The sequence below is a fragment of the Williamsia sp. 1138 genome (assembly GCF_002095435.2).
Classification (GTDB): domain Bacteria; phylum Actinomycetota; class Actinomycetes; order Mycobacteriales; family Mycobacteriaceae; genus Williamsia.
In genome coordinates, this window is sequence record NZ_MJEJ02000052.1 from 124,485 (window position 1) to 143,455 (window position 18,971).

At 64.7% G+C, this 18,971-nt stretch carries 19 protein-coding genes and 1 pseudogene; 3 read left to right on the forward strand and 17 right to left on the reverse strand.

All coding sequences use genetic code 11. The annotated features are described in order from the left end of the window. From BH683_RS24085 to BH683_RS24120, 8 genes are all read right to left on the reverse strand, one after another. The gene (locus tag BH683_RS24085; RefSeq protein WP_084838821.1) at positions 1-729 is read right to left on the reverse strand and encodes an SDR family oxidoreductase; all 729 of its coding nucleotides are present in this window, start codon (positions 727-729) and stop codon (positions 1-3) included. Next, positions 726-1,526 carry an alpha/beta fold hydrolase gene (locus tag BH683_RS24090; protein WP_084838822.1) on the reverse strand — a complete coding sequence of 267 codons (801 nt, stop codon included), beginning with the start codon at positions 1,524-1,526 and terminating at the stop codon, positions 726-728. The genes BH683_RS24085 and BH683_RS24090 overlap by 4 nt, the downstream gene beginning before the upstream one ends. Beyond that, a complete protein-coding gene (locus tag BH683_RS24095) occupies positions 1,508-2,710 on the reverse strand; it encodes an LLM class flavin-dependent oxidoreductase (protein WP_094647720.1) in 1,203 nt (400 codons plus the stop codon). Before BH683_RS24095 ends, BH683_RS24090 begins: the two co-directional genes overlap by 19 nt. Positions 2,711-2,769: 59 nt before the next feature. Then, on the reverse strand, positions 2,770-4,425 hold the full coding sequence (locus BH683_RS24100; RefSeq protein WP_084838823.1) for a long-chain-fatty-acid--CoA ligase: 1,656 nt from the start codon (positions 4,423-4,425) through the stop codon (positions 2,770-2,772). Next, positions 4,422-5,453, reverse strand: a complete 1,032-nt coding sequence (locus tag BH683_RS24105; protein WP_084838824.1) for an LLM class flavin-dependent oxidoreductase — start codon at positions 5,451-5,453, stop codon at positions 4,422-4,424. The genes BH683_RS24100 and BH683_RS24105 overlap by 4 nt, the downstream gene beginning before the upstream one ends. Before the next feature lie 117 nt (positions 5,454-5,570). Then, a complete protein-coding gene (locus tag BH683_RS24110) occupies positions 5,571-6,926 on the reverse strand; it encodes a DUF2786 domain-containing protein (protein WP_084838825.1) in 1,356 nt (451 codons plus the stop codon). 37 nt (positions 6,927-6,963) lie between these two features. Next, the gene (locus BH683_RS24115) at positions 6,964-7,380 is read right to left on the reverse strand and encodes a PIN domain-containing protein (protein ID WP_084838826.1); all 417 of its coding nucleotides are present in this window, start codon (positions 7,378-7,380) and stop codon (positions 6,964-6,966) included. Beyond that, positions 7,371-7,577 (reverse strand): DUF2191 domain-containing protein, encoded by a 207-nt coding sequence (locus BH683_RS24120; RefSeq protein WP_084838827.1) that lies wholly within the window; start codon positions 7,575-7,577, stop codon positions 7,371-7,373. The genes BH683_RS24115 and BH683_RS24120 overlap by 10 nt, the downstream gene beginning before the upstream one ends. 138 nt (positions 7,578-7,715) lie before the next feature. On the opposite strand from BH683_RS24120, the gene BH683_RS24125 reads away from it, so the two are divergent. Beyond that, on the forward strand, positions 7,716-9,017 hold the full coding sequence (locus tag BH683_RS24125; RefSeq protein ID WP_084838981.1) for a solute carrier family 23 protein: 1,302 nt from the start codon (positions 7,716-7,718) through the stop codon (positions 9,015-9,017). Here the strand turns inward: BH683_RS24125 and BH683_RS24130 are convergent. The 5 genes from BH683_RS24130 to BH683_RS24145 all read right to left on the reverse strand — a co-directional run bounded on the left by BH683_RS24130 (position 9,006) and on the right by BH683_RS24145 (position 13,917). Further along, the gene (locus BH683_RS24130; protein ID WP_084838828.1) at positions 9,006-10,490 is read right to left on the reverse strand and encodes a glycosyltransferase family 39 protein; all 1,485 of its coding nucleotides are present in this window, start codon (positions 10,488-10,490) and stop codon (positions 9,006-9,008) included. The two genes, BH683_RS24125 and BH683_RS24130, sit on opposite strands and share 12 nt — an antisense overlap. A 147-nt stretch (positions 10,491-10,637) precedes the next feature. Beyond that, the gene (locus BH683_RS28770; RefSeq protein WP_168187113.1) at positions 10,638-10,802 is read right to left on the reverse strand and encodes a hypothetical protein; all 165 of its coding nucleotides are present in this window, start codon (positions 10,800-10,802) and stop codon (positions 10,638-10,640) included. A 7-nt stretch (positions 10,803-10,809) separates the two neighbouring features. Continuing rightward, positions 10,810-12,111 (reverse strand): DUF2786 domain-containing protein, encoded by a 1,302-nt coding sequence (locus BH683_RS24135; RefSeq protein WP_084838829.1) that lies wholly within the window; start codon positions 12,109-12,111, stop codon positions 10,810-10,812. A gap of 105 nt (positions 12,112-12,216) precedes the next feature. Further along, positions 12,217-13,068, reverse strand: coding sequence for an amidohydrolase family protein (locus BH683_RS24140; RefSeq protein ID WP_084838830.1), 852 nt, complete (start codon positions 13,066-13,068; stop codon positions 12,217-12,219). A 15-nt stretch (positions 13,069-13,083) separates the two neighbouring features. Continuing rightward, entirely contained in the window at positions 13,084-13,917 is an 834-nt protein-coding gene (locus tag BH683_RS24145) for a mycofactocin-coupled SDR family oxidoreductase (protein ID WP_084838831.1), read from the reverse strand. A gap of 183 nt (positions 13,918-14,100) precedes the next feature. Here BH683_RS24145 and BH683_RS24150 point away from each other — a divergent pair. Next, positions 14,101-14,793: pseudogene (locus BH683_RS24150) on the forward strand (AAA family ATPase); the annotation flags it as partial. On the opposite strand, the gene BH683_RS24155 reads toward BH683_RS24150, so the two are convergent. Next, a complete protein-coding gene (locus BH683_RS24155) occupies positions 14,685-15,461 on the reverse strand; it encodes a DUF998 domain-containing protein (protein ID WP_084838833.1) in 777 nt (258 codons plus the stop codon). The pseudogene BH683_RS24150 and the gene BH683_RS24155 overlap by 109 nt on opposite strands. 59 nt (positions 15,462-15,520) lie before the next feature. Beyond that, entirely contained in the window at positions 15,521-16,258 is a 738-nt protein-coding gene (locus BH683_RS24160; RefSeq protein ID WP_084838834.1) for an SDR family NAD(P)-dependent oxidoreductase, read from the reverse strand. A gap of 135 nt (positions 16,259-16,393) precedes the next feature. Here BH683_RS24160 and BH683_RS24165 point away from each other — a divergent pair, with 135 nt between their 5' ends. Beyond that, positions 16,394-16,663, forward strand: coding sequence for a DUF3253 domain-containing protein (locus BH683_RS24165; protein WP_084838835.1), 270 nt, complete (start codon positions 16,394-16,396; stop codon positions 16,661-16,663). An 89-nt stretch (positions 16,664-16,752) separates the two neighbouring features. On the opposite strand, the gene BH683_RS24170 is transcribed toward BH683_RS24165, so the two are convergent. Together BH683_RS24170 and BH683_RS24175 are read right to left on the reverse strand one after the other, a co-directional pair. Continuing rightward, the gene (locus BH683_RS24170) at positions 16,753-17,439 is read right to left on the reverse strand and encodes a hypothetical protein (RefSeq protein ID WP_084838836.1); all 687 of its coding nucleotides are present in this window, start codon (positions 17,437-17,439) and stop codon (positions 16,753-16,755) included. A 124-nt stretch (positions 17,440-17,563) separates the two neighbouring features. Further along, positions 17,564-18,889: a ClC family H(+)/Cl(-) exchange transporter gene (locus BH683_RS24175; protein ID WP_084838837.1), complete on the reverse strand. Its 1,326-nt coding sequence runs from the start codon at positions 18,887-18,889 to the stop codon at positions 17,564-17,566. Positions 18,890-18,971: the final 82 nt, after the last annotated feature.

Genomic DNA, 18,971 nt, shown 5'->3' on the forward strand with positions numbered 1-18,971 from the left:
TTACTGGCCTCCGCTGAACGAGTTCATCAGTCCGCCGTCCGCGGGCACGATCGCGCCATACATGTAGGTTGCGGCGGCCACATCGACGATCACCTGGGCCACTTCCTGCGCTGTTCCGGTGCGCCCGGCCGGGATCGACCGGACGATCTTGGCGCGGGCCCGTTCGCTCAACCCCGACGTCATGTCGGTATCCACAAAACCGGGAATGACCAGGTTGACCCGGATGTTTTTCGGGGCGAGTTCAGCGGCGAGGACCTGGGTCAGTCCGCTGAGGCCTGCCTTGGCCGATCCGTACGCAACGTCACCCGGAAACCCGCGAAAACCGACGACGGCTCCGACGTTCACGATCGACCCGCCGCCGCCGAGAAGGGGCAGGGTGGCCCGGCACATCTCGAACGCTGCGGTGAGGTTGGTGCCCAGCACCAAGTCCCAGGAGTCGCGGCTCAGATCTTCGACGCGACCCCCGCGGTGGACGCCGGCCCCGTTGACGAGAACGTCGCAGGTGCCGAACTCCTCGGTGATGGTTGCCATCGCGCGATCGATCGAATCCCGGTCGGTGATATCGGTCTTCAACTCGAGGACCTGGTCAGGGAAGGAATAGGGGTTGGACGACACGCCGCGGGCCAGCGACGCCACCCGATCGCCGTTTGCGGTGGCCCGTTCGACCACCGCCCGGCCGATGCCGCGCGATCCGCCCGTGACGATCCACGTTTTCGGGGAGGTGCTCATGCGGACAGGAATCCTGTCAGCTCGGCGAGGTACTTGTCTCTGTGCTCGAGGAACGGCGCGTGGCCGCAGTCGGCGAACTCGACGACTCTGGCATTCGCGTTCAGTGACGGGATCGCCTCGGCATTGGAGAAGGGCACAAATCCGTCTTCGCGACCGTGCAGCACCAGGATCGGGATATCGAGGGAGGTCAGGGGCTTGCGCAGGTCGATGGTGGCGAGGTCACGAAGCGAATCGTCGCCGCGGGGTCCCATCTCCATGAACATGCCCCAGATCCAGTTCAGGGTGTCGTCACTCGGTGCGGTGGCACACACGGCGCCGGCAACGGCCCGAAAGGTGTCGGCGCGGTTGCCTGCGGCACCGGCCAGGACGCCTTCGACGTCCTCGACTGTGCTGCCGTGCGGCCAGTCGTCTGTTCGGGTGTATCGGGGCGAAGCGCCGCCGGTGAGGACGAGTCCGCCTGCCTTCTCGCCCAACGCGGCCACTGCCTCGGTGGCAACACCGCCACCGAGCGACCAGCCGTTGATGACCGGGTTGTCCAGGTTCAGATGTTCCGCGAGCTTGGCCACATCCGCGCCGAGGGTGGCGATGGAGACGTCGTCGAAGTCCTTGTCCGAGCGGCCACAAGCGCGCAGATCCACGAGCACGACCTCGTGGCCCGCGGCGCGGAGCGCGGGCGCGGTGGTGTCCCAGCACCGGGTGTTCGCGCCCCACCCGTGTACCAGCATGATGGGCCTGCCCTCACCGGCGTGGTGTTCGAAGTAGATCCGCTTGTCATTCTCTACCGCGAGATAACCCATGAGACTTCTCCTTCTTCTTGATGTTCCGACTCGGCGTCCGTGATGTCGAGATGTAGATGTGTGCTGGTCCAGTCGGCGTCGTCCTCGTCGCGCAGGGCGCGTGGGACCAGCGGGGGCAGGTCGCGAAAATGTGGGATCACCTTGTCGGCGAAGATCTTCATCGACTCGACGACGTGGTCGTGGTTCATGTCGCCGAACCGCATCCAGCAGATCAAGTGCTGCAACCCTGTTTCCTCGCGCAGGATCTCGATCTCGCGGATCAGTCCGTCGGCGTCGCCGACATAGACCACGCCGCCTTCGCGCAAACCGCTGACCGTCATCCCGCCCGCCTCGCCCGCGGCCGCAGCCAGGTCCGCGTACCGCTCGTAGGTCTCCGGTGTCTCCGGGCCGTGCGGTGCATTGCTCATTGCGGAGTGGAAGTACCACTCGAGCGACTCCCGAGCGTTGTCGATGGCTTGCTCGACGGTGTCCGCCAGGTGGATCTGCCAGTTCATCGGGAAATCCATCGACAGCGGGCTGACGCCACGCTGCATCAGCGAGCGTTTGGCCTTGATGACAAAGCTGTTGAGCTCCGGCAACGTCATCAGCGTCGGGGTGATCAGCATGTTGTGCTCGTAGTCGGCGACCAAGTCAAACGATTCGGGGCTGATCGACGCCACATAGATCGGCGGTGTCGGGCGCTGCACCGGGGTGGGGCGGCAATCGGCGTCGAACACCTGAAAGTGCTTGCCGACGAACGTGTACGGCTCGCCGACGGGTTTCGTCCACAGGCCGGTGATGATCTGCAGAGCCTCGGCGAACACCTCACGGCTCACGGGCTGTTTGTCGGCGGCGCCCATCGACGCGAACTCATGAGGCTGATAGCCGCGGCCGACCCCGAAGTCGAGGCGGCCGTCGGAGAGCACGTCTACCATCGCGTAGTCTTCGGCCACCCGAACCGGCCAGTTGAAGGTCAGGTTGCTGACCGCGATGCCGATCCGCATGCGCTCGGTGCGAGCGGCAATGGCGGCCGCGGCGACTTGCGGCGACGGCATGGAGCCGTAGTCGCTGCCGTGGTGCTCGGCGAGCCAGACCTCGTCGAATCCGAGGTCTTCGGCAATGGTGACCTGCGTGAGCATCTCGTCGTAGGCACGGCGGAAGTCCTGGTCAGGACATTCCAACACGTAGAACACGCCGAACTTCACGTCTGATCTCCAATCACCGGGACGGATGGCGTCACGCCGTGAGCCCTGTGTGAGAAACGTTACGAACTACCACCGCCGGACGGAACAGCGTCGGCGGTAGCGGTTGTGGGATCCCACAAATCGACCTGCTCCGACGCCGAGCTTCGCAACGACTTTTTGTCGACCTTCCCGACGCTGGTGCGTGGCAGCGCGTCGGTGGGCACGATCTGCTCGGGCAGCCACCATCTGGGAACGCGTTCGGCGAGTTCGTCGAGCACGCTGTGCGCCGACGGGTTCTTGCCGTGGTGGAAGACCACGAAGGCAACGGGCCGTTCCTGCCACCGCGGGTGCTTCACCGCGATGACGGCGGCGTCGGCGACGGCCGGGTTCTGCAGCAGTGCCTGCTCGAGCGCCACCGAGCTGATCCACTCTCCACCGCTCTTGATGAGATCCTTCGCGCGGTCCACGATCTCGAGGAAGCCCTGTTCGTCGATGATGCCGATGTCGCCGGTGCGCAGCCAGCCGTCGACGAACTTGTCTGGGTGTGATTCGTTGTAATACGTCGTCGCGACCCACGGGCCACGCATCAGCACCTCGCCCTGGTACTTACCGTCCCGCGGCACCTCGGTACCGTCGGCGTCGACGAGCTTCCAGTGCAACCCCGGTAGCAACCGGCCCTGCTTGCGGACGTAGTCGTGCCGGAGTGAGGGATCGGTGTCCGCGGCGGCCGGAGGTCGGGAAAAGGTTGCCATGGGGGAGATCTCGGTCATGCCCCACCCTTGGAACACCCGAACGCCGAGCTTGTCCTCGAGGTCGGCGATCAACCTGACCGATGGCGTCGACCCACCGAGGACGAGAGCGCGGAGGCTGCTGAGATCGGTGCCCGTGGCGACCGAGTGATCGAGGAGGTCCACGGCGACCGTCGGGACCATGCCGGTGTAGGTCACGGATTCATCCGCGATGATCGTGGCGATCTGGGACGGAGTCGGGTGGGGTCCGGGCAGGATCTGTTCTGCCCCGGACATCAACGCCGCGAACGGGATTCCCCAGGCGTTGGCGTGGAACATCGGTACCACGTGGCACACCCGATCGCGTTCGCTGATCGCGTGACCGTCGGCAAGGCACGCGGCGAACGTGTGCAGGTACAGCGCGCGATGGGTGTACCCGACGCCTTTGGGGTCGCCGGTGGTCCCGGAGGTGTAGCAGAGCGCCGCGAGGTCGTTTTCGTCACGTGGTGGGATCTCGATCAGCGGAGTCGCGTTCTGGAGCAGCGCCTCGTAGTCCAGAAGCCCTGAATCCGAATCGGTTTCGTCGGTGAGCACGACGGTCATATCCGGTCGACGCGACCGGGCGACGTCCAGCAGCGGCAGCAGGGAGGCGTCGGCCACGATCATCGTGTCCTCGGCGTGGTCGACGATGTAGGCGATCTCGTCGGGTTCCAGGCGCAGGTTCACGGTGTGCAGTACGGCGCCCGCCAGCGGTATCGCCATGTACAACTCGAGGTGGCGATGGTGATTCCACGCAAGCGTCGCGACCCGGTCGCCGGGTTTGATGCCGAGTTCGACGAGCGCTCCCGCCAGCCGGATCACGCGGTCGACGTACGTCGCGTAGTCGTAACGGTGCACCTCGACGCCCTCGTCGTAGGAGATGATCTCCTTGTGACCGAACATGTCCCGGGCGCGAAACAGGAAGTCGGTGATCAGCAGTTGACCGCCGCTCGGAGAGAGCTGGTTCACGCAGGCACCTCTGCTTTCGCGGCCAGGCGGGCACGGACCGCGGGCACGACGCGCGATGCCAGCAACTCGATGCGGGCGCTGCCGCTGTCCACAGACTCTCCTGGTAGTTGCGCCCAGAAATGCACGTCTTTGATCTGCGGCGTCGCGCGCAGCATCGTCGTGAGGGAGTCGATCGCGGTGCCGGGGTCGTACAAGGTGAACGAACCGGCCTCCAGGAGTTGCGCGGGGTCGGTGAACTGGGGGATCGATCCGACCGGACCGAACGCGCCCATGCCGATGTACATGTTGATCTGGTACATCGCGTACTCGCCGATCCGCGCCCACTCGCGCTCCGGGTCGTCGGCGACGATGGCCCACTGCCCGGCGTAGATCTTTCCGTCCGCACGCGATTTCCCGACCTTCTCGAGGGCGTCCAGGTACACCGCGTGGTGGTGGTTCTGAGTGCTCAGGAATCCGTCGCCGATGCGGGCGGCGCGTTCGATGGCGACGTCCGCCATGGCTCCGACAAGGAGGTCCGGCGTCGACTCGGGGACGGGCGTCACCGGCAGGCCCGGCTTGCTGAAGCGTTTGCCGGTGAACTCCTCGGGCGACCCCGACCACGATCGACGGATGATCTCGGCGCCTTCCTCGAGCAGGCTGGGGCGGTTGATCAGGTTGCGGTCGAAGGCCTCGAACTCTGGAGCCCAGTAGCCCTGGCCGATGCCGAGCGAGAACCGGCCGCCGGTGAGCAGCGACAGCGTCGCGGCGTCCTCGGCCAGGCGGATCGGGTTGTGCAATGGCGAGACGACGAGGTTGGTGCCGATCCGCAGGGTGTTGGTGCGTTCACCGATCGCGCCGGCGAGAACGAACGGCGACGGGGTGTATCCGTCGTCCATGAAGTGGTGTTCGGTGAGCCAGACCGAATCGATGCCCATCGATTCCGCCCAGCTGATCTGGTCCATCGTCTGCTGATAGAAGCTCGCAAATCCTCGATCCGCCCCGGCGGGATTGCGGAAGTCGTACCAGAGTCCGAAACTGCAGTCGCTCACGTCGTCGTCTCCTCAGCAGCGGTGAATGTGTCCGCTTCCAGGAGACCTGCTGTGGTGCCGATCACAAAGGGGTCCTCGGCGGGGGAGTTGTCGGGTTCCACAAGCACGGCTCTGCGCTCAGCGACGTGAGCGATCAATCCTCTCGCGGCCGCCGGTGATGTCGGCGCCGTCCGCGGCCTCCCGGCCCGCGGCCCAGCCGTGTGGGTTGGAGACCGACTGCGATGTCGAGGACATCGTCGGGAACTGTTCGGCGAAGGCTGCGTTCACGGCCTCATCCCGTTCGGTCATGATCGGCACCAGCGCGGAGCCGTAGGTGACCGTCGCCTCTGCTGCCGCGCGTTCGCGGGCCTCGGTGAGGCGTTCGCCGATCCGGGATGCATACGCCAGCAGGAATGATCGGCGGAAGCTCGGCGAGCGGCTGGCGCGGTCGCGGCCCGCTTCGGCCAGTGCGTGCGCGCTCTGCACCAGCAGCGACGTGAAGAGTAGTTCGACGAGATCCAGGTCCACGGGCATCCCCACCACACTGACCAGGCCGTAGTGCTTGAACCAGATCACCTTGGCGGCGTTGGCGTCCGACACCGCCTGCACGAGTGACACCTTGGCCTCGGGATACGGGTTGTCGATGAGGAATCGTCGGGTCTCCACCTCGTCGGACAGTGAGATGTGGCGCTTGGCTTCGAGCACCGCGCTGTCTATGGCATACCGCGTCATCAGGTCTTGAGCCTTGGCGGACAACGCCTCTGCTTCGGCGGCGTACGTGGTGGCCTCGGCTTTGGCCAGCAGGTTGCGGATGGTGTTGAGGACCTTGGTGTCTTTTCGGGGCGCCGATGTGCGCACGATGGGGACGTCCCACTCGGAGGGGATGGCCATCAGCGGGGTCATCGACTGGAGGTACCGGATGCCCCCGATCACTGTGAGAAGAAGAGTCCAGAACGCGGTCGGGTCGGTGGTCGGTCGAGTCCGCAAGGTGTCCACCACCGACGAGATCGATCGTTCGCCATCGTCGACTCCGAGCTCATCGAGCTGTCGAAGCCAGTCGCCGGGAGCTTTCGCTCGGGCTGATGTTCGCCTCGAGTGGGATCGCAGCGTTTCGAACGCCAGATACATCCCGAGCTTGTCCAGGTCGCGCGCTAGGGCGTGGAGGAACTCGCTCGGTTGCCAGCCGTTCAGGAACGCTTCGTCGACGGCCCAGTCGAGAACGCGAGCTGCATCGCGTCGGACCAGGACTGCGTGGCCTTTCTGCTCCAGGATCAGCACTTCGCGGATGACGTCGGTCAGCGCGTCCTGATCGTGGCTCGGCCCGACGGCGTACACCGAGCCGTCTCTGATCAGCTCGGAGATGTTGACGTTTTCGTCCTGCGCGCCTCGGTGGGCCTGATGCGTTTCCTGACCCTCGGGGCGGTGCCCGCCGGATGTTCGCTTCTGTTGCTTCTTCTTTTTCGCTGCGCGGCGCTGCTGGCTGCTACGGCTCACTGGTACCTCGATGCCCGTGGAACCTGATGTGCTTCGGTCACGATGCCACCGATACCCAGCGATGCCTGATATCCATCACTTGCGAGATCAATTCGAAGTCATGGTCGTGGTGAACGACAACCAGGCCGTGTTGGCGAGCCAGGACCGCAGTCAGGAGGTCGATCACGCCTACCGCGCGGTGTCGTCCCTGGCCGGCAAGAACTCGCTGTACGTCGAAGGCGGATTTCCAGTGCTCGTCGTCTGCGGCGAGATACTCGTAGGAGAGACGACGGTTGTCCCGAACCCGTTCGTATTCGTCGGGTGTCCTGGCTGAGTACAACGCCTCGGCGTCAAGACCCGCCCACGTCGCCGCCTGGCCGCTCTCGATCAACGGGGCCACTTGTGATGCGACCTGTGGACTCCGCATGCGCGCGGCTGCGCTGGTGTCGATCATGTACCTGGCGACTACCGCCATACCTGATCCCGGATGTCCTTGTTTGCCATCGGTTCCATCCCGCCATCTGACAGCCATTCGATCTCCCGCGCACGCGCAGACGTTGCGGCCGCATGACGCAATGCGGCGCGGACCGTATCGGAGACGCCGTTGGTCCCCAACTCGAGTTGGGCAGCCGCCAGCAGGTCGTCATCGAGCTCGATCAGACGTTTGGTCATGGGACTCCATGCGTATATGGGACGAGTCAATGCAGTATATATCGGGTTCGCCGGACCTCGATGAACATGAGCATCGGACGGATTCGACGTCGGCTGGGTTTCCGGACGTTCGAACCACGATGCTTCAGACTGATCCCCATGACTAAGCAAGAACCGCAGGCTCGAACGTCCTTTTTTGGCTGGCAACTGGCCGGCGACACGGACGTCATCGCCCCGCACGAGCGACTGAGTTGGCCGAAGACCGTAGGCATCGGTCTGCAGCACGTGGTCGCCATGTTCGGTGCCACCTTCCTGGTACCCGTGCTCACCGGCTTCCCGCCCGCGACGACGCTGCTGTTCTCCGGCATCGGCACCATCCTGTTCCTGCTCATCACCCGCAATCAGCTCCCCAGCTACCTCGGTTCGAGTTTCGCGATCATCGCGCCGGTGCTGGCCGCAACCGCATCGCACGGTCAGGGGTCGGCGCTGGGCGGCATCGTCCTCGTTGGTGCGCTGCTGGTGGTGATCGGTGTTGTGGTCCACTTCGCGGGCACCGGCTGGATTCACGCGCTCATGCCCCCGATCGTCACCGGCACGATCGTGGCGCTGATCGGTCTGAACCTGGCGCCGACTGCGAAGACGAACTACGAGCAGGATGCGCTCACCGCGACGGTGGTGCTGGTGCTGCTGATCGCGTCGCTGGTCCTGTTCAAGGGGCTGATCGGCCGACTCGCCATCTTCGTCAGTGTGGTGCTCGGATACTTCTTCGCGTTGGTGCGCGACAAGGTCGACACCGACCCCATCGGTGCCGCCGACTGGATCGGCTTCCCGGAGTTCCAGTCACCGACCTTCCATCTGTCGGTGCTGCCGATGTTCCTGCCCGTGGTGCTCGTGCTCGTGGTCGAGAACATCGGTCACGTCAAGTCCATCAACACCATGACCGGACTGAACTACGACAAGAAGATCGGCCGCGCGCTCGCCGCCGACGGCCTGGCCACCGTGCTCGCCGGTAGCGGCGGCGGCTCCGCCACAACCACATACGCCGAGAACATCGGTGTCATGGCCGCCACCAAGGTCTATTCCACGGCAGCGTACTGGGTCGCCGGTGTCGCGGCGATCCTGCTGGGCCTCTCACCCAAAGTCGGTGCCGTGATCGCGTCGGTGCCGCCGGGTGTGCTCGGCGGTGTGACGACCGCCCTCTACGGATTGGTCGGCATCCTGGGTGTGCACATCTGGGTGACCAACAAGGTCGACTTCTCCAAACCGGTCAACCAGTTCACCGCCGCGATCGCACTGGTGATCGGCATCGCCGACTTCTCCTGGACCGTCGGCGATCTGAGCTTCGGCGGTATCGCGCTCGGCGCCATTGCAGCGTTGCTGATCTACCACGTCATGCGAGTGGTGGGTGGCTGGCGGGGGACGGTGGTGGTCGACAAGGCAGACGTGGACTCACCGCACTGATTTGGTGACCTGACTGATGTTGAACTGCCAACGCTCCACGATGTGGAAGCCCAGTCTGGCCGGCACCCGGTAGGCGTACGTCTTGCCGAAAGGTATGCCCGGGGCGATTTCTGGCCCGACGTCGTGGGCGCCGAGTGCGGGGTCGCGCTCGGCGATCGTCCAGATGACGGAACACGCGTTGATCTTGTCGCTGATCAGGTGCGGGGCGATGTTGTCGTCCCACAGCCGACCCTGGTCGCGACCGGTTCTGCCGAGGCCGACATCGACCAGTTCGTCGTAAGCATCCGGACGGGCCGACAGCAGTGGTCGAATAGGCCCGGGTTCCCAGGAAACGTTGTCGTCGAGGAGCAAACAGTCGCCGGGAGAGGACTGTGCGGCAATGGTGTCGGCGACCTGGCTGTAGTCCATCTTGAACTTCGCGTAGTCGCCGCGCTGGGTGATCCAGTTGGGAATGGCGGCGAGGGCAAAGACCAGCAGCAGGGCGGCAATCGGCGCCGGCTTCCGGGCGACCGTCACCACGCTGACGCCGAGGAACAGCGCCGCGGCGGGAGCGGTGAACGAGAGATACCGGTCGACGTAAATCGGCTGGGAGATGATCGAGTACACCAGCAGCCCGACGGTGGGCACCACCATCCAGACCATCGAGATCGCAGCGGTCTCGGCCTGACCATCGAAAGACACCACCGCCCGTCGCCGAAAATACAGCCAGGCGGCGATGGCGACGACCACGTACGCGAGAACTCCGAACAGGATCGAGAAGTCGAAGTACTGCGTGAGCAGCACGTGTCCGAACGTTGTGCGGTCGAGAGGGTCGATCCAACTGAGTTGCCCGGACTGGGCTCGCATGAAGATCAGGTACGGGATGAGCACGACGATCGCGGCGGTGGTGGAGATCGTCCATGACCGCAGGACGAGGCGGGGTGCGCCGAGCATGACCAGTGCGCACAGGTGCACGGCAATCAGCATCAGCAGGTGAATGTTGATCAAGACGGCGAACACCACGCCGATCGCGTACAGCAGCCACAGCCACCGGGAGGCCCGGCGGGCGGCCACCACGAGGACGACGGTCAACCACACCGACGCCAGCGTCGCGAGGGCATAGGGTCGCGCTTCGATCCCCGCCGATGTGATCCGCGGTAGCACCGCGAAGATCACGCCAGCGCTCAGCGCCACCGCTCGTGTCGACAAGAGGCGCCCCAGCGTGACCACCCCGGCGGCCGCGAAGCCGACCGCGAGGCTGCTCGGTATCCGGGACGACAGCTCGGTCTGCGGAAAGATGTCGAACCACCCGTGCATCAGCAGGTAGTAGAACGTGTGCGCGGAGTCGGTGGAGGACACGAGGTCGAACAGTTCGGGCAAAGGCCTGGCCGACGCCGAGATGGTCGCCGCCTCGTCGTACCAGAACGACGGGTTCGCCGATCCGACGACGCTGACCACCAGCGCCACCACAGCGACCGAGATCGCGTCGATCACTGGCGGGCGTCGGAGCGCAGAGCCCCGCGCAGCGGGCGACTCGGTGTCGGTCGTCAGGTCGCTTCTCCGTCCGAAAAATGGTTGCGAGTGCTCGTAATCGTCTCACGGCCGCCGACGGACGAACGCAGATGGCGGACGCTCGATACCTCATCTCGGCCCGTCCGACGGCGGACGCCTGGGCCAATGTCTGCCCTCGGGGGCTGGATACCGATCGAAGTCGTCCCCGAAGATGATCACGGCGCCGTTCTCATCGATCAACGCTGAACCGTAGATGTCGTCCCGGCCCCAGATCTGAAACCTGTACTCGACCATGTGGCTTCTACCGGCGATCGATCTTCTCGCGGCCACCGGTCAGGTCGGCAGTCTCGGCCGCCACCCGTCCCGCCACCCACCCCCGGGTGTTCGTGATCGAGTGTTTCACCGGGGTGGTGGCCGGGAACAGCTCGTCGAACACCGTACTGACGGCCTCGGTGCGCTCTGTCATGATCGGAACCAACGCAGTGCCGTAGTCGCCCGATGCTGCTCGGGCGGCGTGTTCGCGTGCCTGCGCCAGGCGTTCGCCGATTCGGGAGGCATAAGCGAGCAGGAAGGAGCGGCGGAAGCTCGGTATCCGACTGTCGGCATCTGAGCCGGCCTCCGTCAGCGCGCGGGCGCTCTGCACCAGCAGTGACGTGAACAGCAGGTCGCAGAGGTCGAGGTCGACGGGCATACCGACGATCGTGATCAGGCCGTAGTCCTTCAACCAGATCGACCGGACGCCGTTCACCCGTGAAACAGCCTGGAGAAGAGACGATTTCGCCTCGGGGTAGGGATTCTCGATCAGCAGGCGCCGAGAACTCACTTGGTCGGTCAGCGACATGTGCTCGCGTGCATCGATGACTGCATTGTCGATGGCGTACCGGGTCATCAGGTCCTGAGCCTTGGCGGACAATGCCTCCGCCTCGGCGGCGTACGAGGTGGACTCGGCTTTCGCGAGAAGACCACGGATCGTGTTGAGCACCTTGGAGTCTGGCTTGTTCGAGGGTGCTGTGACCGTCGCACCCCATTCCGTGGGGACGGGCATCAACGGTGTCAGCGGACCCAGGCGGTTGATGAAACCGATCATGGTCAGGACGGCTGCCCAGCCGTCGGATGCGGAATGGTCTTCTGTCAGGCGCCACTGCGTGAACGCGTCGGCTCCGGACGCCGACGTGGTGCACCCCGACTCATCCAACTGACCGACCCATGCGCTCGGAGCGGAGGTTCGGGCGGACGTCCGGTGGGCGTGCGCGTGAACCAGGTCGATGGTCAGCCTGGTGGGCGACGCCCCGAGTTCGCGCCGCACCACGTGGACCAGTTCTGCGGGTTGCCAGCCGAGGCTGAACACCTGGTCGATCGAGTCGTCGACGAACAGGCCGATGTCGCCGGCAACCGCTGCTGCACTGACGGTTTCGCGACGGATCAGTTGGGTGATCACCCGACTCAGGACAAGGGACTCTGCGCCTCGACCGGTGCGGCATGCGATGCCGGTCCGGATCAGGTCATAGGTGGACTGTCGTGGGTCTTCGCGGGTGTGCGCGGCGTGGTTGTGAAGCTGGTTGCGTTGACGTGACGCGCGGCGGCGTCGATTGTTGCGGCTCAAAATGTCCCCCCGGATGCCTGAGCAGGCGACGTGGTGTCGCACTGGGTCAGACGTTAGAACAGGGGTCTGACACGACCCGGAAACCGTCGAGCAGGGGGGATGGGCTCAAAACGTATAGACCCGCTCGGCGTTCGCTGCGTAGAACCGCTCCTGTTCGTGCTCCGCGGCGGTACCGATGATCGATCCGAGCGTTTCCCGCAGCTGCGTGTAATCACCTGCCATATGTTCGATGGGAATGTTGCTCCCGAAAGCGACACGGTCCCAGCCGAACACATCGATCGCCTTCTCGATCCAGGGGCGCAGCGCCGTCTCGGACAGCTCGCGCGTGGTCATGCCGAGTCCGGAGATCTTGCACAGCGCACTCGTCTCGGCGGCATAGGAGCTGATTGCAGATTCCCACGCCGACCGCGAGAACGGGTCTGTTCCGGCCGGCCACCCGGTGTGTTCGATGACCACATCGAGCTCGGGGTACCGTCGCAGGATCTCGACCCAGTCCGCAGCCGTGTCGGGTTGCGAGGACACCTCGAACATGAAGTTGTGGGCCTGCAGCCACGACAGCACGGTCTTGGCGGCCTCTGAGCCGGGTTCGAGGCCGTACAGGACTCGGACACCGCGAAAACGCGATGAGGCCGCCTGGCGCTCGAGATCGGTCATGAGTTTGCCTGCATCCAGAGTGGGGTCCACCGATCCGATGATGACCAGGTCGAGGTCGTTCTCACGGGCGTAGGCGTCGATCCATTCGGTTTCGTCGAGGTAGCTTCCGGTTTTGGTGACCGCGGAGACATGGACGAACTTGTTGACATCGAAATCACCTGCTGCCGTGCGGTAGTCGCCGATGAGGAAGTCCCGGTACAGGTCGGTGTCGACGCTGGTCGCGAAGTCCTCCAAGCCCGGGTACCAGTCACGTCTGGAGACTTCCCACAGGTGGACGTGTGCGTCGACGATGTGTGTGGGCATGGGGTGCCTCCTCGACTACAGACGGCTCGCGGACGTGGCGAGATTGACTTCGAGCACGGTGCCGCTGGTGTAGCCGGGGTCGTTCACCAGATACATCACGGCGCGGGTGACGTCTTCGGGTTCGAGCCACGGAATGCCGAGTGGACTCAACGCGGCAAATCGCGGTGTGGCGTCGTCGATCGTGGGGGAGTCGATGTCGGGGCAGAAGACGCCGAACGTGTTGGGATTCATCACCATCGGAGTGTTGACAGTGGTGGGGCAGACGACGTTGGCCGTGATCCCGAACGGACCGTTCTCGATGGCGACGGTCTTGATGAGGCCGATGATGCCCCATTTGCTCGCACCGTAGTGTCCGAGGTTCGCCATGCCGCTGCGTCCGGCTCCGGATGAGATGGCGATGATGCGGCCGTATCCCGCCGACGACATCGTGGGTAGAACCGCGCGGACGCAGTTGAAGGTGCCGGTCAGGTTCGTGTCGATCATGTCTCGCCAGACCTCGTCGCTGATCTCGGCGACCGTGGAGAATCCGCAGATACCTGCGTTGGCGATCAGGATCTCGACGCCGCCGAGATCGACGATCGTGCGCTGTACGAGGTCGTCGACGGCCTCGCTGTCGCGGACATCGACCACGGTCGCGGTGGCGACGCCGCCCTCGCTGCGGATCAAATCGACAGTGGCATCGAGGTCTTCTTCGGTCGGCATCTCGTAGGGGACGGTTCGGATCTGGTCTGCGATGTCGGCGACCACGACGTGTGCACCCGCTGCGGCGAGAGCGCGAGCATGCGCGCGTCCTTGACCTCGGGCGCCGCCGGTGACGATGGCGACCCGTCCGTCCAGTTCACGTGCCACTGTCGGTCCTCTCCATGCACTGATCAGCCCAGCTCTCGTCAACGTAACAAGACTCCGGGGGCAGGTTGCCCGAATCTGCAATCTGCGCGCCGCAGCCTCAGGGTGGCTAAGTTGTGTCCAGGACTAACCGGCTAACCGGCTCGGGGGGAGCGACCGTATGGCCAAGGTGATCGCGACCGGTGTTGGTCCGAGCTGAATAAGGCGGGCTCCACCGTGGCGGCGCTGTTCAATGACGCCGTCGACGGCACCTCGAACTTCGACATCGAGCGCACGATCCAGCGGTCGGTCTCATCAGTGGAGAAGGTGACCACTGTCGATCTGTTGCCGTCTTCGCTCGACCTCATCGAAGTGCAGGAGGAGCTGAGCGCCCTGCGCGTGGGAGCCGACGACACCCTGGCCGCGGTGAACATCCTCGGTACCGCGATCACACCCGTCGCTGACTCTTACGACTTCATACTCATCGACTGCCCGCCCAATGTCGGCCCGATCACCTTGAACGGCTTGGCCATGGCCGATGGCTACATCATCCCGACCATCCCGGATGTGTTGTCCACCTACGCGATCCCGCAGATCCAGCGTCGGGTCTCGGAGTTCAGCGACGAGATCGGCAGGCACATCGTCGAATTGGGGGTGGTGATCACGAAGTTTCGGCTGAACTCGACCGTGCACCAGACCACGGTCCTGAAGCTCCGGCGCGATCGGACCATCCAGAATGTGCTGCCGGACTACCTGCCGGAGTCGAACTCGATTGCGGGAGCTGCGGAGTTTCAACCGCACGCGACCTTGAAGGCGAAATACGGCACGCATGGGCAGTTCGACCGGTTCCGTGGGTTGGCGAGAACAGTGATGATCGAGGCCGAAGACAAATTGCGGTGACCTGCGGAAACGTTTCGCTCGTCGACTAGTCCATAAGGATGGAACCCGCTGGGGCCGTTCGAGGACGAGTGGCTGTCTGAAACCCCGACACCCTGAGGTCTGCACAGGCTGAAGGCGACGACCAACGGCCAGATCAAATTCGCTGTCACGCAGATTCGTTCGGAAATACCCAACAGGTCGCCGCCCTGGGTCTCGTACAGCACCCAGCCGAGCAGGATGAGCAACACACCTGCCGCAGTGAGCGAGGCCGTGGGGCGAAGCGCGCGCGGTGCGGCCTCAGACCGGGACAGTGCGGTCAACGGCCACAACGCATGCAGTCCCAGGTTGCCTGCGGCCACGACTAGGTGTGCGCCTTCATTCTGGTCGACGGGTAACAGCGCAACCAGCACACCGCACATCCCGGCGGCAACGAGGGTCACCCGTGCCGCCGCGCGTACACCCGTCAGGCCGAGACCTGTGACCATCGACAACGCACCGCTCAACCCGATACCCAGCGTCATCACCCACCCGCCGGGCTCGATCGTCGCGAGGTCGCTGATGGTCTGCCGAACTGCGTCGTAGCTGCCGGGCGCCATGACGCCCGCGATGATGGTGGTGGCCACCAGGACAATCGGTGCCGCCGCGCCAGAAAACAACGCGGACGTCCGCACTGACGCGGTCCTTGCCATGGCGGCTCCTCAGTCGTTGTACACGCGTCCGACGCTGATCACCAACGTACGGAAGGTTGTCACCAGCGCACGGGACCACCCGCGTCGACGAAGGTTCCCGAGGTAGCGGTGTCCGGCAACAGTGCGGCCCGCACCACCACCTCGGCGGCTTCGGCGGCGGTCAGCGGTGCCTGCGTTTTGTTGCCCGGAGTGAGATCGGTCTGGACGTACCCCGGGCACACCGACGTCACCTTGATCGGGGAGTCGACAAGCAGCTTCGACAGACCGATCGTGATGCTGTTGAGCGCAGCTTTCGACGCCTGATACGCAGGTACGATCATTGAGAAGTACTGCGACTGAGGGTCTTCCTGTTCGCGCAGCGAACCGACCGTACTGGAGACGTTCACGATGCGTCCCGCGTCGCTGCGCCGGAGCAGCGGCAGCATCGCCTCGATGACGTAGAGCGCACCCAAGGTGTTGGTCGCGAACGTCTGCGCAGCAGCTGAGGGGTGGATGAACTCGACGTCGCCGGCAGCGGTGGCCTCCGGCAGGATGCCCGCGTTGTTCACCAGCACGTCGAGATGGCCGTACCGGGCTCGGAGGCCATCGGCGGCGCACCGGGCGCTCTCGAACGAGCTGACGTCCAGAACCCGTCCGTCCGCGTCGATCCCACTGGCCTGCAGCTCGGCGACGGCCGACGCCACTCTGCCCGGAGTCCGCCCGCTGACGATGACCGTGTGGCCGGATCGCCCGAGCGCGGAGGCGACTGCAAGTCCAAGGCCACCTGTGGACCCGGTGATCAACACTGTTCTCGACATGATTCTCTCCAAAGTTCTGCGCCAACTCTTTTGGCACTTCGACGACTGTCTTTCTCATCCTCTGTCCGCAGGGCGTTGCGTCGCTGGCGGGAATCGGACGTGGCGTTGACGGTGAGAGTCGGGAACACTGGTGGCATGGCATCCGGAGGCGAGAAGGCACCGAGCAGCGCCGCTCTGACGGACAAGATCCGTGAGCTGCTCAGCGCACGGTCGGCGGACTCGAGTATCTGCCCGTCCGACGTCGCCCGCGCGCTGAGTCCCGACGACTGGCGGCCGTTGATGGACCCGGTGCGCGAGGCGGCTGGTGCGATGGTCGAGGCCGGTGAGGTCGAGATCACCCAGAAGGGCGAGGTCGTCGACCTGGGGACCGTGCGAGGACCGATCAGGATTCGCTGGCCACGCTGACCGCGGAATCTGCTCCACTTCCAGCAATCTGCTCCGGTTTCAGGGCGCTGGAAGTGGAGCGGATTGCTAGAAGTGGAGCAGATTGGCGGTCATGACGGGCGAGGACCGAATTTGCGGTCGATCTCCTCGAGCGTTTCTTTCATCCGGGCCTCTACCTCCAGGAAACGCGGAGGGTGCAGTCCGGTCTGGGTTTTGGCCAATCGAATGTTGTGGTCGTAGACGTGCGTACGCCACAAGGAGCACGTGTCCGAGACCATTCCGACTATCTCGCACATGTTCCCGAGGATCCAAACCGCGATCTGATCGGGATTGCGGTCGTCGTACCAGCCCGATGCCTCGTCCAGGTATTTCATGATCCAGCTCGACAATTGTTCGAGATGTTCCATGCAGAGGTCAGACCGTCGTCGGAGGGCTGCGATGCGCGATGCCTTGCGGGCTGTGGGGGACGGCATGGCAGGCCACGACCGAGGGGTCAGTCGTTCGGGCGCGTCACCGGCCCATCCGTGCCCGCCGACGTCGAGATCGCCGTGTTCGCGGTGTATCTCGACCAGCGTGCGGTAGTCGGACAGTACCTCGCACATGTTCTCGCCGAGCGCTACGCGTAGGTCTTCGAGTGTGCGATCCACGAGATGCGGGTCGAAGTCCCACATCGCTTCTCCGATGTTGCTGATTGCGCATCCGAGTAGTTCGCCGGCATGTGTCATCTGCCGGGCGGCATGGTCGGCTTCCTCCCAGCGTTCGAACTCCGGATCTTCTGGCCACAGGTGTTCTGTCATGGCGGGAGGTTAACGACGTCGTCTGACGCCCGAGACAGATGCTCCACTTCTAGCAATGTGCTCCGGTTTCAGGGCCCTGGAAGTGGAGCATCTCGCTAGAAGTGGAGCAGATTGCGCTGTGGGGTCAGGGTTTTGGCTTCTGGGCGGCAAGCATGCGCTCGCGCAGACTGTCGTAGATCGGCGGTTCGCCCGCGAGCTGCGCGACCAGGACGGCGGCGGCGGTGGCCGCGATCATCGGCACGGTGACCGACGTGGTGGCGGTCATCTCTATGACGATGACGACCCCGGTGATGGGTGCCCGGACGACGGCACCGAAGAACGCCGCCATCCCGACAAGCGCCATCCCGACGGTCAGCGTCGAATCGACGCCCGGGACAAACACCTCCGCGATGCCGACGAACAACACGCCCCAGAGCGCGCCGACCGCCAGCAGTGGCGCGAACAGACCGCCGGGCGTCGCCGAGGCGTACGACAGTGGGCCGGCGATCATCCGGACGGCGAGATACCCGGCGATCACCGGCAGCGCAATGGTCCCGCCGCCGATCAGCTTCTGCGCCAGGGTGTCGCCGCCGCCGGCTGTGAGCGGATCGATCGCCAACAGCGCCCCGATGACAGCGCCGATCGCCGCGGCCTTGACGAACGCGGGGACGCGGCGCACTCGGCCGACGAGGTCGAGCAGCCCCAGGATCACGCGGTTGTAGAAGATCCCCAACAGACCGGTCAGCAAACCGAAGACGACGAACACGGGGAGCAGCACGATCGAGGGGGAGTCGACCGGCCCGACGAGGAAGTCCGGCCGATCGCCCATGATGATTCGTGAGCACCCGACCCCCACTGCGACCGCGAGCAGCGTCGGGATGACGGTCCGCAACCGGAAGGTCTTGGTGACCTCCTCGAAGACGAACAGGGCACCACCGACAGGCGCGTTGAAGGCCACGGCCAACCCGGCACCGGCCACGGAGGTCTGCATCAGGCGCATGTCGTCGTCATCGAGGTGAGCGCGGCGGCCGGCCTCGGCGCCGATGGTGGCTCCCATGTGGACCGTCGGTCCCTCGCGGCCCAGGATCATTCCGGAGCCGATCGACAGCAATCCACCGATGAACTTCGCGGGAAGCACCCGCAGTGGCGGCGGACCCGCTTCACCTCGGGAGACGGCCTCGACGTGCTGGATGCCGCTACCCGCGGCGAGTGGGATCTGCCGGACGATGAGAGCGGCCAGTGCTGCACCGGTCGCGGTGATGGCTATGGGGATGAGCCAACCGGGTCCGGGCAGTTCGTGGGCCCACCGGAGCATCTCGACGCGCCATTCGTCGGCTTCGCGAAGACACCATCGAAAAGCGCCGCCGATGAAGCCGATGGCGATGCCGGCAACGATGGCCAAGCCACACAGGGTCATGAGTCCGCGCGTCGATTCGCCGGCCTGACCTGACCCTTCTGAGGGCTCCGCCATCTTTTCTCCCCAAGTGGCCGACGAACACCCGCATCACCCGATGCGCGGTACCTGTAGTTGTATCAAGTGGTGCACCTGAGTT

Coding starts and splice junctions, on each gene's coding strand:
- BH683_RS24085 (WP_084838821.1), bottom strand. CDS start 729: ATGAGCACCTCCCCGAAAACGTGGATCGTCACGGGCGGATCGCGCGGC.
- BH683_RS24090 (WP_084838822.1), bottom strand. CDS start 1,526: ATGGGTTATCTCGCGGTAGAGAATGACAAGCGGATCTACTTCGAACAC.
- BH683_RS24115 (WP_084838826.1), bottom strand. CDS start 7,380: ATGGCGGTAGTCGCCAGGTACATGATCGACACCAGCGCAGCCGCGCGC.
- BH683_RS24120 (WP_084838827.1), bottom strand. CDS start 7,577: ATGACCAAACGTCTGATCGAGCTCGATGACGACCTGCTGGCGGCTGCC.
- BH683_RS24125 (WP_084838981.1), top strand. CDS start 7,716: ATGACTAAGCAAGAACCGCAGGCTCGAACGTCCTTTTTTGGCTGGCAA.
- BH683_RS28770 (WP_168187113.1), bottom strand. CDS start 10,802: ATGGTCGAGTACAGGTTTCAGATCTGGGGCCGGGACGACATCTACGGT.
- BH683_RS24140 (WP_084838830.1), bottom strand. CDS start 13,068: ATGCCCACACACATCGTCGACGCACACGTCCACCTGTGGGAAGTCTCC.
- BH683_RS24155 (WP_084838833.1), bottom strand. CDS start 15,461: ATGGCAAGGACCGCGTCAGTGCGGACGTCCGCGTTGTTTTCTGGCGCG.
- BH683_RS24160 (WP_084838834.1), bottom strand. CDS start 16,258: ATGTCGAGAACAGTGTTGATCACCGGGTCCACAGGTGGCCTTGGACTT.
- BH683_RS24165 (WP_084838835.1), top strand. CDS start 16,394: ATGGCATCCGGAGGCGAGAAGGCACCGAGCAGCGCCGCTCTGACGGAC.
- BH683_RS24170 (WP_084838836.1), bottom strand. CDS start 17,439: ATGACAGAACACCTGTGGCCAGAAGATCCGGAGTTCGAACGCTGGGAG.
- BH683_RS24175 (WP_084838837.1), bottom strand. CDS start 18,889: ATGGCGGAGCCCTCAGAAGGGTCAGGTCAGGCCGGCGAATCGACGCGC.